Below are 16,039 nucleotides of genomic sequence, written 5' to 3' on the forward strand. Positions count from 1 at the left end.
CAGTGTGCCGCGTGCTCGCGCGTGCGCGGCGCCCTACGCTTGCCGCATGCTCGAGACTGCCGACCCGACTCACGCGACCGATCACCCGGACACCCAGGTCCGTACGCTTGCACGCGCACTCTACTGGCAGGGCTGGCGCGTCGCATCGATCGCGCGGCATCTCGAGCTGAAGGCAGCGACCGTGGCGTCCTGGTGCCGCCGGGACAAATGGAAAGACGCGACGCCGCTCGAGCGCATTGAAGCGGCGGCCGAGACGCGGCTGATGGTGCTGATCGCAAAAGACAGGAAGGACGGCGCCGATTACAAGGAAATCGACCTGCTCGGTCGCCAGCTCGAGCGGTTCGCGCGCGTGCAGAAATATGGGGAAACGGGTAAGGAAAGCGACCTGAACCCGAACATCGCCGCGCGCAATGTCCGACCCAAGCGCAAGCCCCCGCGCAACGACATCAGCGACGAGCAGCAAGCACAGATTGCGACGGCGTTTCGTGACTCGCTGTTCGACTACCAGAAGGTCTGGTACCGCAACGGCGATCAGGCCACGCGCAATATCCTCAAATCGCGCCAGATTGGCGCGACGTGGTACTTCGCCCGTGAGGCGTTCGTCGACGCGCTCGACACCGGGCGCAACCAGATCTTCCTGTCGGCCAGTCGCGCGCAGGCGCACGTCTTCAAGCAGTACATCGTGCAGTTCGCGCGCGAGGCGGCCGACGTCGAGCTCACCGGCGACCCGATCGTGCTGCCCAACGGCGCGATGCTGTATTTCCTCGGGACGAACTCGCGCACCGCGCAGTCGTATCACGGCAACCTGTACTTCGACGAATATTTTTGGGTGCCGAGATTCCACGAGCTCAATACCGTGGCCTCGGGCATGGCGATGCACAAGCGCTGGCGGCTGACCTACTTCAGTACGCCGTCGAGCATGACGCACGAGGCCTATGCGTTCTGGAGCGGTGCGCAGGCGAACAAAGGGCGCGCGCCCGGCGAGCGACTGCAGATCGACACGAGTCACGACGCGTTGAAGGGCGGCCGCGTGTGCGCGGACGAGCAATGGCGCCAGATCGTGACGGTGCTCGATGCGGTCGCGGGCGGCTGCAATTTGTTCGACCTGGAGCGCTTGCGTCGCCGCTATAGCGCGGCAGACTTTGCGAACCTGCTGATGTGCCAGTTCATCGACGATTCGGTGTCGGTGTTCAAGCTGGTCGAGCTGCAGCGCTGCATGGTCGACTCGTGGGACGAATGGGCCGACGACTACTCGCCGTTGCTGCTGCGTCCGTTCGGCTACCGCGAGGTGTGGGTCGGCTACGATCCGGCGCTCACCGGCGACTCCGCGGGCCTGGTCGTGGTGGCGCCACCGCGTGTCGAGGGCGGGCCGTTTCGGGTGCTCGAGCGCCAGCAGTTTCGCGGCAACGATTTCGAGGCGCAGGCCGCCGCGATCGAGCAGATCACGCAGCGCTATACAGTCGGCTATATCGCGATCGATACGACCGGCATGGGGCAGGGCGTGTATCAGCTGGTGCGCAAGTTCTACCCCGGCGCGGTCGCCCTGAACTACTCGCCCGAGGTCAAGACGCGTCTGGTGCTCAAGGGGCAATCAGTGATCCGCAATGCCCGGCTGCAGTTCGACGCGGGCTGCACGGACCTGGCGGCGTCCTTCATGGCGATCAAACAGACGATGACGGCAAGCGGCCGGCAGGCGACCTACACGGCCGATCGCAACGACGAGACGGGGCATGCGGATCTCGCGTGGGCGTGCCTGCATGCGATCGATCGCGAGCCGCTCGCCGGCGGCGACATCCACGCATCCTCTTTTACGGAGTTCTATTCATGAGCAAGCGCCGATCACGAGCGCCCCGCACGTTCTCGGCCGCGTCGAGTTCGAGCACCACCTGTGCGGCGCCGGCGCGCGCCGAAGTATTTACCTTCGACGATCCGACGCCGGTCATGGACCGCGCCGAAATCCTCGACTACATCGAATGCTGGTCCAATGGCGAGTGGTTCGAGCCGCCGGTAAGCTTCGCGGGCTTGGCGAAATCGTTTCGTGCGAGCACGCACCACAGCTCGGCGCTGTACTTCAAGGCCAATGTGCTGGCCTCGACCTTCCGGCCGCACCGGTGGCTGTCGCGCCAGGCGTTCGAGCGCTGGGCACTGGATTTTTTGATATTTGGGAACGGCTATCTGGAGCGCCGGCGAAACCGGCTCGGCGACACGCTGCGCCTCGAGCCGGCCCTGGCGAAGTACACCCGGCGCAAGGCGGACCTGAGCGGCTTCGTCTACGTGAACGGCTGGCAGCGCAGTGGTCACGGCGTACACGCGTTCGAGCCGGACAGCGTGTTCCAGCTGATGCGCGCGGACATCAACCAGGAGGTGTATGGATTGCCGGAATACCTGAGCTCGTTGCACTCGGCGTGGCTGAACGAATCGTCGACGCTGTTTCGGCGCAAGTACTACGAGAACGGCAGCCATGCGGGTTTTATTCTGTACATGACGGACGCGGCGCAAAAGCAGGAGGACGTGGACAACATGCGCGACGCGCTGAAGCAGGCGAAGGGCCCGGGCAACTTCCGCAACGTGTTCATGTACGCGCCGAACGGCAAGAAGGACGGCATCCAACTCATTCCGGTGTCGGAGGTGGCGGCGAAGGACGAGTTCTTTAACATCAAGAACGTGACGCGTGACGACCTGCTTGCTGCGCATCGGGTGCCGCCCCAACTGCTCGGCATTGTGCCGGGCAACACGGGCGGGTTCGGTACGCCCGATACGGCTGCACGCGTGTTCGGGCGCAATGAGATCAAGCCGCTGCAGGCGCGCTTTGCCGAGCTGAACGAGTGGCTGGGCGAGGCGGTCGTGCAGTTCGACGACTACGAGATTCCGCCGGCGCCGGTAGCCACGTGAGCGGGTCATGGTGACCCGCGCCGAAGATCGTCGGCTTTCGCACTTGGGCGATTCTGTCTCGTGAAAAGAAAGCAATTTGTCGAATCTCGAAGATTCTAAAAGATCGAGGTCGCAAATTTGAAAACGTACTATGCTCGATCGCGCAAGTGTGATTCCTCGCACAGTAGTATTTTGCTCGCTTGGCGCGGGCATTCTTTTGCGCGCTAAGTGGCCAGCTTGATCGTCCTCCAGGCCCCTCCAACAAACCTCCCTGCGAGGGGCCTTTGGGTCCGCCTTCGGGCGGGCTTTTTTCTGCATATGGTCGTGACGACACATATTGTCGCTACCACTTTCGCCCGAGACATCTGGCGATCTTCGTACAACCTTGTTGGTTCTCGAGGTGTACCGATGAGTTCTCTGCTATTACGGTGTGGTGCCAATGTGTTCGTGGCGTGGGTTCTGTCCGTGAGTTTGACAGGAAATGCCGCCACTGAACTGCGACCTGACTGCCGAGGCGTGCATTGCGGCGCACATGAGCTCGGCTTCACGGGACGTGGTCCCGGTATCTGGACGTACCGCAACGATGGCGCGCAAGCAGAGCATCTGAAAATCTCTCTGTCAGGTCTGCATCGAAACACTGTAACGCTAGTACTCACGAATGCCGGCACGCAACCGCAAGCGATGCCAAAAGGCCTGCGTGACCACGCCCCCGGCACGCTGCCGGATGCACCATTTATCCCTAATCTGGTCGACCCGCTCCCGGGACCAGCAGCCACGACGCTGATAACCGGGCAGTCGCGCATCTGGCAGGTCCCTCAGGTAGGGCGGTCCAATGTGACGGCCGTACCCCGTCCGACGCGGGCTTCCGTGCGTGCCCAGGCCCGCATCGACGGGTTTCGCTACCGGATATGGGTGGCCGATGAAGCGTGGACGCCGCACATGCAACGCCAATTGCCGCTGCTGGCCGGTCTACTGTTCGGCACGCCTGGCTACGACGGCATTATCGACCAGTACATCACGGATTTCGGGATACAGCCGTGGGGACCACGGCCAGCAAGCGCCGACAACGACGGGCTCATCCCTGCCGAAATCCGCGATATTGACATCGTGATCGCACCCAACGGGGCCGGAAATATCCAGTTTTTCGACAACGCGCAACTGCGACGCAAGCCGACCAGCAACGAGGCACTGGCGCTTTTTATAGGCAGCGATGGTCTCGCATGTACCCAGGGTAACGAGGCGTTGTGCGTGAATCTTGCGTCGCGTGAGATTGTGTTCGCACTCGCGAACAACTTGCTGCACGAACTCACGCATCTCGTGCACTACTACTATCGCGCGGTTCGGCCGGGGGAAGCACGGCGCTACGAGACCTGGCTGGAAGAGAGTGTTTCGTCGGCGCATGGATATATCGTTGCGATGTCGCGCTTTCCTCACACGCCGGTTCAGATGACGGAGTTTCTGCCGTGGTTTGGCGGCAAATATGTGTGCTCCCTGACGTCGATCGATGGTTCTCCGGGGACGTCACTTACCGGTCCATGCGTGCAGAACTATTACCACGGTGGACAGGCGTTTATCGTGTTTCTGGCGCACGAATACGGCACGCGGATCTTCCGGGCCTTGCTTAACGCTCACGGTCGAGGAGCGGATGCGCTCGACGAGGCGATCCGCGCGTGTGGCGGCGCAGGCTTTGCCGATGCATTTAGGCGCTGGGGCAGTCTACTGGCGATACTACATGGTCCGATGCCGGCGGGTTACGCCATACCCGCGGTACGGGTCGGTAGCCATGTTGTGCCCGCATTCGATGCCACGAAGTTTGCACCGTTTCGGAAGCTGCCGGCGCCAATACCTGACGCAATTGGGCCGTACAGCCACTTGCCAATCATGGATGGCCAGCACTCCGGCGACTACCGGCGCGAGCTCGATATCGCACCCGGCGTCGCAATTACGCTATACGCGCAGTGACTAGATCGATTCGAGGCGAATCTTCACCCGGATGGTGAGCCCCAGCCGACATCCGCAGCGGACCGCGCTTGTTACGCATGGGCTGGTTCGGACGCCGCGATGGTCAGATGCAGGCCCAGTGCGCCGACAACCTTCATGATGGTCGCGAATTCTGCGTTCCCACCTTCCGAAAGCGCGCGATATAGCGCTTCGCGCTTCACGCCCGATTCACGCGCAAGTGCCGACATACCGCGTGCTTTCGCGACGTTCCCGAGAGCAACCTGGATCAGGCGCGGATCGCCATCCTCGAACGCCTGCGCGAGATACTGGCGAATCGTTTCATCATTTTTCAGATACTTCGAGCCGTCGAATTCGCTCAGTTCGCTGATTTTCATACTCAGTCCTCCAGTTCGCCAGCAATCTGTTTCGCCCGCTTGATGTCCTTGCTCTGTGTTGCCTTGTCGCCCCCGCACAGCAAGACGATGACGATTTTGCCCCGCCGTACAAAGTAGGCGCGATATCCCGGCCCTACATCGATTTTCATCTCGCAGACCCCCTCTCCAACCGCGCGCCAATGTCCGAGGTTGCCGAGCTTTGCGCGCTCGATGCGCAGGTTGATCGCTGCGCTGCCGATCGGATCATGAAGTGCGTCGAGCCATACGTCGAACTGGGGTGTCGTCAGGACCTTGTGCATAGCGCATTGTAACCCATGGGGGACGATTCGCGCAGAGGCTTTCGAAAATTGCAAGTCCTGCCGTCCGCGCGGATCGGTATGCGGTTCTGCACTTCGCCGGTCAACCGGAGTTCAGTACTGGCAACCCCGGGGCGGTGGGCCAATTTCGGAAGCGGCACAATAGGCGATCGTTACGGCGAGAACGGCACAAGTAGGTTTGATAATGTCCGCTCACGTTCCAGTCGTGCGGTGACCTCACGGATGATGTCCGTGTGTGGGATGTCATGCGGCAACTCAGCGGCGATTCTTATGCGATCGTTACAATCTGGGAGCGTTGACAACTGTTCGATAATGTGCGCAGGAAACTGCAAGCCACGCAGTGCGTTGCTGTATCTTACGAGGCTATCAACGGTCTGGTATCCATGCCTGCGCGCTGCAATCGTGACGATCTGATCAATGGTTAGGCCGAGGCCGGGCTTTGGGCGGTACGTGGGCGGATTGGACAATGCGGCATGATGATTCACGATACTTGTCAGCGTGAAGTTCGCATCGAAGCTGGCAAGCTGCGTGACATCGGCATGCCTGTAACCCATCTCCATCAGCGCATCATGATGCTGGATTGCGGAATAGATGTAAGTTGCCCGGGTGTTGCCGCACGCCATGGTTGCAACCTGGTATGGCGAGTATTCGAGTTCCATGAATTTTGGGTGGTACTGCAGCAGGACCTCAAAAACTTCAGCGTGCGAACGCCGCTGGCCAAGCTTGCTGAGCAGGTTGCGGGGGTATTCAAGCGCGAGCAGCGTATCCAGGGCCGGACTCCACGGCGGAACGGGCAAGGCCACCCATGCCACGGTACTTGACCTGCGGGATTCGGGAGCGTCGACACGAGCAGGCTGCAACACAGACTGAATCCACGTCTCAAGCGCAGCGGGCGTTTTAAGTTCCCTTGCGATTGCCACAACCTCATCACCAGACAGACCCACTCCCCTGACCGAACCCGCTACAGGTTGCAGGTGGGCGATGAGCAGTGGGGCAAACCAGCGTATGACGTGGCAAATTTGGGGCGCCTCTTTGAGGGCGGCGAGCTCCGCAATCTGCGGGCAGGTATAGCCTTGGCCGCTCAAAATAAAGTGATATCTCCGCACTGCCTCAAGTCCGTCACCTTCGGCGAGACTGGCGTCGATCAACCGGATTTGGTTGTCCGTATATCCCCAGTTGACCAGTTGCTGACGAACCCGATCCGAAACATGTCTATGCGGTACGCGTTCGAGTTCCTGCCTCAGGATTGACTTGAGGCCGCCCAGCGCCACGGCGGCGAAAGGTAACCGTTCGGAATCGACGGGCGGGTCGGCGGCAAGCGGTGCGGCCCCGCCAGCCATCATTTGCTGGGCGTGGCCAATCAGATCGACCACGGGCACGGATGATCTCAAGCTCACGGCCGCAGGCATGTTGGACGATTCTCGGTTCTGATCGTATGCGCGGAATGAATGCGCTGGAACGATGTCAGCGGTAGGCCATGTTGTCCGGCGCGAGTTTGCCGCGTTGTCTTCGGGCCATCTCGTGGGGAACTGACCGTGGAACGGATCGGCTTCATACGGGGCGGCCATCCATGCAGCGTCGTCTGCCGCGGTCCAGACGCGCGTGTCTGTAGCCGCATGCGGATTCTCGATCCCGGTTATGCTCGCGGCCACGTTCAGGTGGGGGGGCTCCATGTTGAGAAATCCACCGGCATCCGGGCCAGTTCCGACGGGTTCCCATTCGAGCACGCCAGGCGCACCGGGCTCTCGCCCGTCGTGACTCGTGATGAATTCAATAATCTCCGGCGTCTCACACGCGGGGTGCAGCGATGTGAACTCGTGCCTGAGCGCGAATTCACGATTGTTGTCTGGGACTCCCGGAGCGGCGACCTGATACATTGGCTCGTATTGTGCGCCATCGATCATGACATGGCCCGATACGGGCACAACGTGTCTTGTGCTTTTCTGATAGTCGACCGGCGACTCAAGCAGAGGCTCGCCTGCGCAGATCAGGTTTGTGTACTGCTGTACGGCTTGATGATCCCGGTCCAGGCCGGTGAGATCCTGTACGAGAGTCTGAATGATTGCGCGCTCCACGCTGGAACCATCGGCCGGCAACAGAAGGTCACGCCGCCCATCATGCATCAGCCATAGGACATTCCGGACCTCCCCAGCTCCGTTCACGCTCATCCCATTCCCGTAGCCGTCGCCCGGCACCAGGATCGGACGCGGGCGCACTGCGTTGCCATCCTGCGTACCGTGGAGAAGGCCGTCCAGCCGGTGGTTCACCAGGCGTCGGAATAGCTGGTTTCCCTCGTAGGCCTTCGACACTAGTTCCCGGATCGCGTTGTCGCATGCAGGATCGGACTCCCATGAACTCCATCGATGGATGACCTCGCCTCGCGGGTGGCGCAGTTCAGTGTCCAGCGCTTTTCCGTCCAACTCAAGCCGCTCCAGTGCGGGATTGGCGGCGATGTCATCCAGAACCGCTTTGCTCGGAGGATGTTGGTTGTACACGGGACGCAGCGCGTCCACATCGTGAAGTGCGCGCGTTCTGGCGTCGACCTCGGGAGCCTGCGTAGCGACACTTTGGGTGCCAGATCGCACTCGATCAATCGTAAACATGGAATGGGACTCGACTTTGCCACTGTACTGCGACAGCAGCGAGGTAACTGGAAGTGGGGAAACCCGTGCGGCGATGAAGATGTTCGCTTCTTGGTGAATGCAATGCTTGCCGGTTTCGTGCATGCAGTTGCGTAGTCAGCCGAATGCGGCATCGGGTAGTGAGTGGGCGCCGGTCACCTAAAGGGCGGTTGGTGTCGCAGTGTGCGAACCGGATGAGGCAGCAACTGCGGGGACGCCGTCGCTGCCGTCGCTGCCGCCGCTGCGCGGTGCCCCCCTCCCCTGCGGGGCTCGCTTAAGTGGGCACTTTCGATGCACCCTCGGACCGGGCGCTGAGGCCCTTGTGGCAAGGAACACCGGTCGATTTGCGGCTGCAGAAAATCGTGCGTTTTGACGCACTGCGTTGCGAGCCGATGCGCGACTGAGCTGTGCTGTCGCGCCGGTTGACGGTGCCGTCCGGCATCAATATTTCGAACACAATAAAGGTAGGCGCCCGATTCTGAGGCGCGAGTGCGACTTTGGTCCCGCGCGCAAGTGTCCTGCGCAGCTTCTCGGAAGAAGGCGAGAATCTACGCAGGAGCACGATCTAAACAGCAGCCCGGAACTGGCCATAATGCACATACGCCCCCACATCAAACTGGACTCATACGGGAACGTCTATTTCGGCTGCGCGCAGACATCGATATGTGATGCGCTCACATCGCGACGCATTTCGTCGCACATATCTGTCTATCCGCTAAGACCCGCTATACGTACCCGTGCCGAAGGACGGGGTGGTAGGAGGTGGCGGAAGGCGCGTGCCGGCCGTCACAGTAATGAAGCTTTGGAAATGTCGTCCAGCTGCCGAAAGACCTACAAAATCATCCGGTTCGATTACAAAAGAATTCGGAACTGCCAATCCATTTGGATTTACTGAATACGAAATATTAAGTGTCACCACGTCTCCACTATTATAGCTGACGCTTGATTCGGCCTTGAAGGACAATGGTATTGCCCCAAATGCTCCGGTATTATTTGCCGAGCTACTCGAGCTGTATTGGGTTCCAACCGCATGCTCTTCGGAGGCGAATGCATTCCCCTTGCCGTCGGTTACGGTAAAGGTTGCAATCGGCCCAGATGTCCCAAAGTCGAGGCCCAAGCCTCGATTCAGCAACTGACCCGATACGTCAACGTAACACGGACAACCGCTGGGCATAGTAATAGTTTGCGTGAAGAATTGGTGCAGCGAGTTATCCATCGTGAACGTCAGATTATTCGTTAGATTTGTTGTGGATTGTTGTGTCGTCGACACTTGCGCCATCACGCTGATCGGTGAGAAAGTTGCCGATGCAGTTAAGACGGCAAAAGTAGACAGCGATACCTGCGCTAGTCGGCTGGTAAGCATCCGCCGCAAGCTAATTTTTTCCAGATTCATGGCTTCTCCATTCGATTCGAGTGAAAATAAGAATTCATTCAATGCCCACTAGAACGAGGCTCACTGGGGGCGTCGCTTGTTGTCACATTTCTTAATATCTATGTTGCGCTATCTATAAGCACTCTGCCCAAGGTCTGATTTGCAGCAAGTGCTTCAGTTCGAGGTTGGCAATCGTGAGTACTAGGCTGATGAATGGGCTTGGGTAAGATGCCTATCGACTTGTGGTGATGTAGAAATGCATATAAAGCGACTGATTGCCGGCAGCTTTACTGTAGGTGATATTTTTAATAATATCGCGCGGGTTTAAATTTTTAATCGTCTATCGATACTCTTACAATATTCGCTGACGTTGGCCACGTATGTAATTTGAATTAATCGAAAGCAAACTGTCAAATATGTGCTCGCTAAAGAGTATCTTCACAGCCTCGTGCCGATATTGGGTTGATCGCACCTGCGGTGATACGAACCACGAGATGGAGTGGCAGGGGTGATGATGGACTCGTTGCATAAATCGAAAGTCATTCGAAGCGGCTCCGGGAGCTGCGACCTCGCTCTGCCCATCCGCGTGGCCGTAACCGCCTCCTGCGAGTAGTAGGATCGGCTTGCGATGCCGACGCCGATGACCCGCTAACGGACCTACGGCGCGAGAATGGCTCGCTATGAGTTCGGGATCCACCGAGATTTGCGCCATTCACGTCGTTATTGGAGTTTGGTGCGACCGCTCTCGTCAGGCAAGGCAAGCGGGGAGCTGGCGGAGCGATATAAAAGGCCGCGCGCATCTCGTCTCCGTAGGTGGCTCCCGACGGGGCGACAGGACGCGCATTTGCGCCCGATGTGTGCAGCTAAATTGCAGCTTTGACTACCGGGATTTGCGCCGCTAGGCCCTGCGTCGGATTGGTTATACGGATTGCGAGTTGTGTAGGACTTTGATTTTTAATGAAATGTGGCGTGTAGGTAACGCTCCGAAGGCAGGGGTTGCTGGTTCGATCCCAGCCGGGCGCGCCAAATGGCCTGATCAGGCTTTCGCGAATTTCCCCGTTTTTATGCTCCCCGGTGCAGCTGAATTGCAGCGCGCGTCAGGCGTTTCCTGTCGTGCCTGTCTCCGGTTATTCCGGCCAAAAAAATGCCCGCCGAACCGGGTTCAGCGGGCTTTCATCGCGTGCGTCGCCTGCGGCGTCTCCAGATCCAATCGGCCAGCGCGACGCATGAGCCACGAAGGCCGTGCCGCGCGAACGTGGCCGGACTCGAGGCGCGCGTTATTCGAACGACTTCAGGTTGTTCAGCGGGACCAAGTGCCACTGCTGGGCCGGCGAACCGTTGATCGGATAGAGCCAGAGCGGGTTCCCGTTGCTGACGACGCGGCCCTTGTCGTCGAGGCACAGGGTCTCGTCGGCCCGCGGCACGATGTATCCGGGATGCGAGAAGAAATCCCACTGGATCGCGGCCGAGCTCGGTTTGAGCTTCAGGAGGGCTTCGGGCGCGATCCGGTCGGCGCCGATGGCGAGCACACCACCGCTCGCGTTCAGCGAGATGATCCCGGTGTCGAAGTTGACGTCCCAGAAGGCGGCGCGAGGCGCCAGCCCGTTCTTGCTGCGCAGTACGACCCCGCTGTCCTGCGATTGATCGGTAACGCCAATCACATAAGTCGGATCTTGAGCATATTCAATAATATAGACACCCATTTTTACTCTCCTGATCGATCTTTGAAAAATTGACCCCGGTGATGTGGTATTTGCCGCGCCTCAATGCGCTCGGCAAACGAATATTAGGCGGGGGATTGAAAAATGCTACCTGTCACATATCGCAGCATTTATGGATGTAAATAATCGATTGGATTTTTGTTTTTATGCGGTGTGTATTAAATCGGCTCGGATCGTTTATGGGCACAATTGGCCGGTTAATTCAGTGCGGTGACTCGAAGGAAAGGTTAAGTATGTGCTTGATTTAAAGCGGCAAGCTTTGCCTGGGCGTGAGGAGGATCGAGCTGCTTGGCGGTAAGCGCTCCAATAGCATCATTGATGCATAAAGCCGACATCATTTCGCCGTTCATTGAGTAAAATTCCGCAACGATATTGCTGGGAATATCGTTTTGTGAAGTTTATAAAATCAGTCGTGTGAGAATAAATTTGAGCGATTCGGTTCCATGGGGAAATAAAAGGGGCCTGGGAAAATAAATCTCCCGTCGTCGTTTTGCCGTTGACTCATTGCCAGTACCCGGACCCTCCGATTTACCGCCCCGCCTTCCGTCGCCCGACCGCTTCTTCTCCGCCGCCCATTCCGCATATCGATGTCGCGCCGTCATTGCGTCATGCGAGATTTCCCCGCAACGACAACTCCAAGCGTCGATCGCGGCGGCCGTCCGCGCATCGCGCCGATTATCCCGATGGCAGCCATCCCGTCTCTCCCGAGCGCAGGCGATGCCCGCGCCTCCCCGTCAGTCGATCGCGGCGTCCGCGATCGCCGTTTCGGGCGCGCCGGCGTCCGTCTCGATATCCGCCGCGTCGATGATCGCTACCCAGTCGAACGCAGGCATCGCGGCGAGCTGATCGGCGGTGGCCGCGTATTCCTGCGTCGACGTGCTGACGTAACGCAACCGATCGGTCCACTCGGGCAACGGGCCGGGCGCCGTCGTCAGCACGACGCTCAGCAGATCCTGTTCGGCGCGCGACGCGACGATGCGCAGCGCGGCCTGCACGCGTTCGGCGTCGCCATCGGCATCGAGGATCAGCGCGCCGGGAATCGGCGTATCGCGCGGCGGCAGCTGGACAGCCGTGCCTTCGCGTTCGACGCACCGCCGGTAGACCTCGCGAATCAGCGGCAGGCGCGCCTGCAGTGCGTCGTGCTTGCGCACGCGGGCCTGTGCGGTGCGCGCGATCCGCCGGCGCAGCGCGGGCTGCGCGACCATGCGTTCGAGTGCGTCATCCCACGCGTGCGCGGCATCGCCCGCGAGCAGCGCGTCGTCGCCGTCGTTCAGTGCGATGCGCAGGGCCGGCCGGTCGCTCGCGACGATCGCGATGCCGGCAGCCGCGAATTCCTGTCTTTGAACCGCGCTGGCCGCGGCGTCGTCAGCGTTGGCGAGCGGCATCAGCGCGACGTCCCAGTCGAGTGCGCGCAATTGCTGTGCATACGCGCGATACCCATCCGGCGCGGGCCGGAATTCGGCAGCCGGATGCTGTTCCCAGCCGGCCGGCACTTGCGCGCCGAAGAATTGCACGGCGATGCGGCCGGCATGACGCTCGCAGAGCGCCCGCAGCGCGGCGTCCACCAGCGCGAAATTGGCCGGCAGCAGCGCTGCGCCGGCGACACCGATCGTCACGCGTGCGTTGCCGCGCGCCGGCACCGCGCGCAGGAACAGGTCGAGATCGACGCTGTCGGGCAGCACGAACACGTTCGGATTCCACGGCCGGTACTGGCGCGCGAGATCCGGCGTCGGGACGATGATCGCGTGCGCATTGCCGAGCGTGAACGCAATGCCGATCCACGTCGGGTCGGTCTGCATCGACGACGGTGCGGCGAGCGGAAGGTCGGTCGCGTAGATCACCGGCTTGTCGAATTCGAAGATCGCGCCCAGCGCCTTCAGCGACAGCAGGCCCGGCGTGTGGCGATCGAGCAGCACGGCATCGGCCGTGGCGATCGCCGCGCTGTCGGCCAGCCCGCTGACGAGCGCCCAGTCGTCCTCGAGCCGCGCGAACGGCAGCGCAAGACGGCGCTGCACGGACGCGCCGTCGACTGGATCGATCGCATAGGCGACGAGGCGTTTCTTCTGTTGCGCGCGCGGCGCAGGCGTGCCGCCGGTTGACGGCGCGGGCGCCTTTGCCGTCGCCGCGGCCGGCCGTCGGCCCTGTTCGGCGAGCCTTGCATACAGCGCGCCGTGGCGGGCCGGTTCGGCATCGGCGGGCAGCGCGTGTACCGCCGCATTGACGTGGCGATACGTGAGCGCCATCGCGTCCGATTGCACCACCAGTGCATCGGCGCGCCGGATCGCATCGCGCATCGCGGCGAGCCGGCGTGCGCTGCCGGCGAGCTCCGGGTCGTCGAGCGAGATCGCATCGAACGGCCGGTCGAGATCGCAGACCACCGGCTTGCCGAGCGTGAACAACTGCTCGAGCGCGGCGCCCGACAACAGGCTCGGCGTCGCGCCGTGCAGCACGATCACGTCGGCGCGTTGCAGCGCGTCGAGGTCGATGCCGTTGGCGGCGACGGGAAAGTCCACCGTCCATTCGCGCTCGAGCGCGCGGAACGGCGCGACGAACCGCGTCGCGATCTGCGGATCCGTGGCCGGCGCTGCGGAAACGACCGCCATGCGTCGCGGGGCGGCAGCAGCCGCAGCCGGCCGGGCGATGGCCGCGCCGTTCTGGCCGGGCTGCGCATCGAGTTCGTTCGCGCGCGCCTGGGTCTTGTCGACGAACTGCCGCAACTGCTGCCAGAACGTCGCTTCTTCTTCGCGATACACGTCGCGCGCTTCATGCACGGTCGCTTTAGCGTGAGCGATTTCGTGCGGATCGAGCCCCCACGCGATGCCCTTGCCGCCCATCACCCAGCGTTCCGCATTCGGCATCGACGCGTCGTTCAGGATGCAGACGACCGGGCAGCCGCACAGCAGCGCCTCGAAGGCCGCGGTGGACCACTCGTACAGGTACAGGCATTCGACTCGCCGAAACAGTTCGGCCAGTTCGTGTGCGGAGCGCTGCGCGACACGGCTCGAGATCTCGATCGATTCGGCGGTCGCCGGATGCAGGCTGCCGCCGCGGCGCAGATGGCGATTCAGGAACACGGCCGTGCCGCGGCGGGTTGCGTCGTCGACGCCGTCGCAGTGGAAGATGCGCGTATCGACGAGCGGGATTCTGAGCAGGTCGGCCTGCCAACCTTCCGGCACGATCGACGGCCCGAACGTGAACACGAGATCGGTCGGCGCGCGGTCGATCGGCTTCCCGTTGATGCGCCCGGGCTCCGCAAGCAGGTAGCGCGCGACACAGCGTGCGTTGAACGGATTGCCTTCGACGATCTCCGGATACACGGCGACCGGACTGCGGCCTGCGGCGAAGTGCGCGTGCGCGATCTCCTTCGTCAGCAACGGCGTGCGCAGCTCCGGGTGCACGTCGGCCGTGTTGATATAGGCCTCGCAGCCGAGCACGTTCAGCGCGTGACACAGGTAGTGCATCGCGCGCACCCCGCCGGACGTCTGCAGGTACGGCGGCGCGGACACGTAGTACGGATGGCCGAGCGGCGCGAAGATGCGGGGCGAATCGTTCATGGAGCGGAGGGCACGAGGTGCGATGAAGGGCGACGGACAGCCGGTCGCGCGGCCGTGCGGTAGAAGTCGGATACCACCTGAAGGACGCGGTCCTGTTCGGCCTCGCTCATCGCGTGGTACAGCGGCAGGCGCACGAGCCGGTCGGCGACGTCGTCGGTCACCCGCATGCCGGAGCCGCAGCGGCCGTAGCGCTGGCCTGCCGGCGAGCTGTGCAGCGGCACGTAGTGGAACACGGCGAACACGCCCGCGCCGCGGATCCGCTCGAGCAGCGCCGTGCGCTCGCCAAGATCGCGCGCGAGGAAATAGAACAGATGGCCGTTGCCCGCTTCGCTCAACGGCACGGCGGGCAGCGTCAGATGACCGGCGTCGTGCAGCGGCCGCAGCGCATCCTCGTACCGCTTCACGGTCGCGCGCCGCTGCGCGGTGATCACGTCCGCGTGCTCGAACTGCGCGTACAGGAACGCGGCGATCAGTTCGCCGGGCAGATAGGACGACCCGAGGTCGACCCACGTGTACTTGTCGACCTGGCCGCGAAAGAACTGGCTGCGGTTGGTGCCTTTCTCGCGGATGATCTCCGCGCGCTCGACGAGGCGCGCATCGTTCACGAGCAGCGCCCCGCCTTCGCCGGCGATCACGTTCTTGGTCTCGTGGAAGCTGAGGCACGCGAGATGCCCGAGGCTGCCGAGCGGCTTGCCTTTCCAGCTGGATTCGATTGCCTGCGCGGCATCCTCGACGACCCACAGCCGATAGTCGTCGGCGAGATGCGCGATCGTATCCATGTCGCACGACACGCCCGCGTAGTGAACCGGCACGATCGCGCGCGTGCGCTCGGTGATCGCGGCGGCCACCAGCTTCTCGTCGAGGTTCAGCGTATCGGGGCGGATGTCGACGAACACAGGGGTCGCGCCGCGCAGCGCGAACGCGTTGGCGGTCGATACGAACGTATAGGACGGCATGATCACTTCGTCGCCGGGGCCGACGTCGGTGAGGATCGCGGCCATCTCCAGCGCAGCCGTGCACGAGTGCGTGAGCAGCGCGCGATGACAGCCGATGCGTGCCTCGAGCCACTGGTGACACAGCTTCGTGAACGCCTGGTCGCCGGCGAGTCCGCCCTGTTCGACCGCCTTCGCGATGTAGTAGAGCTCCTTGCCGACGATGAACGGGCGGCCGAACGGAATGCGGTCGAGATTGGGAGGAGCGAACATGGCGAAACTCCGCGAAGGCGTGAAGAGGGGCTATGGGGCCGG

General features: G+C 61.7%; 11 protein-coding genes. 3 read left to right on the forward strand and 8 right to left on the reverse strand.

Annotated features, from left to right (window positions below; all coding sequences use genetic code 11):
* Nucleotides 1–46 precede the first annotated feature (46 nt).
* The 3 genes from C7H84_RS19180 (at nucleotide 47) to C7H84_RS19190 (ending at nucleotide 4,833) form a co-directional block, all read left to right on the forward strand.
* Nucleotides 47–1,828: a terminase ATPase subunit family protein gene (locus tag C7H84_RS19180; RefSeq protein ID WP_121860258.1), complete on the forward strand. Its 1,782-nt coding sequence runs from the start codon at nucleotides 47–49 to the stop codon at nucleotides 1,826–1,828.
* A complete protein-coding gene (locus C7H84_RS19185) occupies nucleotides 1,825–2,892 on the forward strand; it encodes a phage portal protein (RefSeq protein ID WP_121860259.1) in 1,068 nt (355 codons plus the stop codon). The genes C7H84_RS19180 and C7H84_RS19185 overlap by 4 nt, the downstream gene beginning before the upstream one ends.
* Before the next feature lie 387 nt (nucleotides 2,893–3,279).
* Nucleotides 3,280–4,833 carry a hypothetical protein gene (locus C7H84_RS19190; RefSeq protein WP_162999318.1) on the forward strand — a complete coding sequence of 518 codons (1,554 nt, stop codon included), beginning with the start codon at nucleotides 3,280–3,282 and terminating at the stop codon, nucleotides 4,831–4,833.
* 71 nt (nucleotides 4,834–4,904) lie between these two features.
* On the opposite strand, the gene C7H84_RS19195 is transcribed toward C7H84_RS19190, so the two are convergent.
* The 8 genes from C7H84_RS19195 to rffA form a co-directional block, all read right to left on the reverse strand.
* Complete coding sequence (locus tag C7H84_RS19195) at nucleotides 4,905–5,207, reverse strand: addiction module antidote protein (protein WP_121860261.1); 303 nt, start codon at nucleotides 5,205–5,207, stop codon at nucleotides 4,905–4,907.
* A 2-nt stretch (nucleotides 5,208–5,209) separates the two neighbouring features.
* Nucleotides 5,210–5,506, reverse strand: coding sequence for a type II toxin-antitoxin system RelE/ParE family toxin (locus tag C7H84_RS19200; protein WP_121860262.1), 297 nt, complete (start codon nucleotides 5,504–5,506; stop codon nucleotides 5,210–5,212).
* A 170-nt stretch (nucleotides 5,507–5,676) separates the two neighbouring features.
* Nucleotides 5,677–8,250, reverse strand: a complete 2,574-nt coding sequence (locus C7H84_RS19205; protein WP_162999319.1) for a hypothetical protein — start codon at nucleotides 8,248–8,250, stop codon at nucleotides 5,677–5,679.
* A gap of 610 nt (nucleotides 8,251–8,860) precedes the next feature.
* On the reverse strand, nucleotides 8,861–9,538 hold the full coding sequence (locus C7H84_RS36465; RefSeq protein WP_162999320.1) for a hypothetical protein: 678 nt from the start codon (nucleotides 9,536–9,538) through the stop codon (nucleotides 8,861–8,863).
* Between the two features lie 1,256 nt (nucleotides 9,539–10,794).
* Nucleotides 10,795–11,220 carry an RICIN domain-containing protein gene (locus tag C7H84_RS19220; RefSeq protein WP_121860265.1) on the reverse strand — a complete coding sequence of 142 codons (426 nt, stop codon included), beginning with the start codon at nucleotides 11,218–11,220 and terminating at the stop codon, nucleotides 10,795–10,797.
* A 245-nt stretch (nucleotides 11,221–11,465) separates the two neighbouring features.
* The gene (locus C7H84_RS37585; protein ID WP_276208405.1) at nucleotides 11,466–11,588 is read right to left on the reverse strand and encodes a hypothetical protein; all 123 of its coding nucleotides are present in this window, start codon (nucleotides 11,586–11,588) and stop codon (nucleotides 11,466–11,468) included.
* A 384-nt stretch (nucleotides 11,589–11,972) separates the two neighbouring features.
* Nucleotides 11,973–14,792, reverse strand: coding sequence for a glycosyltransferase (locus tag C7H84_RS19225; protein WP_121860266.1), 2,820 nt, complete (start codon nucleotides 14,790–14,792; stop codon nucleotides 11,973–11,975).
* Nucleotides 14,789–15,997, reverse strand: coding sequence for a dTDP-4-amino-4,6-dideoxygalactose transaminase (rffA, locus tag C7H84_RS19230; RefSeq protein ID WP_121860267.1), 1,209 nt, complete (start codon nucleotides 15,995–15,997; stop codon nucleotides 14,789–14,791). The genes C7H84_RS19225 and rffA overlap by 4 nt, the downstream gene beginning before the upstream one ends.
* Nucleotides 15,998–16,039 lie beyond the last annotated feature (42 nt).

The organism is Burkholderia sp. Nafp2/4-1b, assembly GCF_003635165.1.
Lineage (GTDB): Bacteria > Pseudomonadota > Gammaproteobacteria > Burkholderiales > Burkholderiaceae > Burkholderia.

Excerpts from the sequence above, each read along its gene's own strand:
- C7H84_RS19180 (WP_121860258.1), top strand. The coding sequence starts at position 47 with ATGCTCGAGACTGCCGACCCGACTCACGCGACCGATCACCCGGACACC.
- C7H84_RS19185 (WP_121860259.1), top strand. The coding sequence starts at position 1,825 with ATGAGCAAGCGCCGATCACGAGCGCCCCGCACGTTCTCGGCCGCGTCG.
- C7H84_RS19190 (WP_162999318.1), top strand. The coding sequence starts at position 3,280 with ATGAGTTCTCTGCTATTACGGTGTGGTGCCAATGTGTTCGTGGCGTGG.
- C7H84_RS19195 (WP_121860261.1), bottom strand. The coding sequence starts at position 5,207 with ATGAAAATCAGCGAACTGAGCGAATTCGACGGCTCGAAGTATCTGAAA.
- C7H84_RS19200 (WP_121860262.1), bottom strand. The coding sequence starts at position 5,506 with ATGCACAAGGTCCTGACGACACCCCAGTTCGACGTATGGCTCGACGCA.
- C7H84_RS19205 (WP_162999319.1), bottom strand. The coding sequence starts at position 8,250 with ATGCACGAAACCGGCAAGCATTGCATTCACCAAGAAGCGAACATCTTC.
- C7H84_RS36465 (WP_162999320.1), bottom strand. The coding sequence starts at position 9,538 with ATGAATCTGGAAAAAATTAGCTTGCGGCGGATGCTTACCAGCCGACTA.
- C7H84_RS19220 (WP_121860265.1), bottom strand. The coding sequence starts at position 11,220 with ATGGGTGTCTATATTATTGAATATGCTCAAGATCCGACTTATGTGATT.
- C7H84_RS37585 (WP_276208405.1), bottom strand. The coding sequence starts at position 11,588 with ATGAACGGCGAAATGATGTCGGCTTTATGCATCAATGATGCTATTGGA.
- C7H84_RS19225 (WP_121860266.1), bottom strand. The coding sequence starts at position 14,792 with ATGAACGATTCGCCCCGCATCTTCGCGCCGCTCGGCCATCCGTACTAC.
- rffA (WP_121860267.1), bottom strand. The coding sequence starts at position 15,997 with ATGTTCGCTCCTCCCAATCTCGACCGCATTCCGTTCGGCCGCCCGTTC.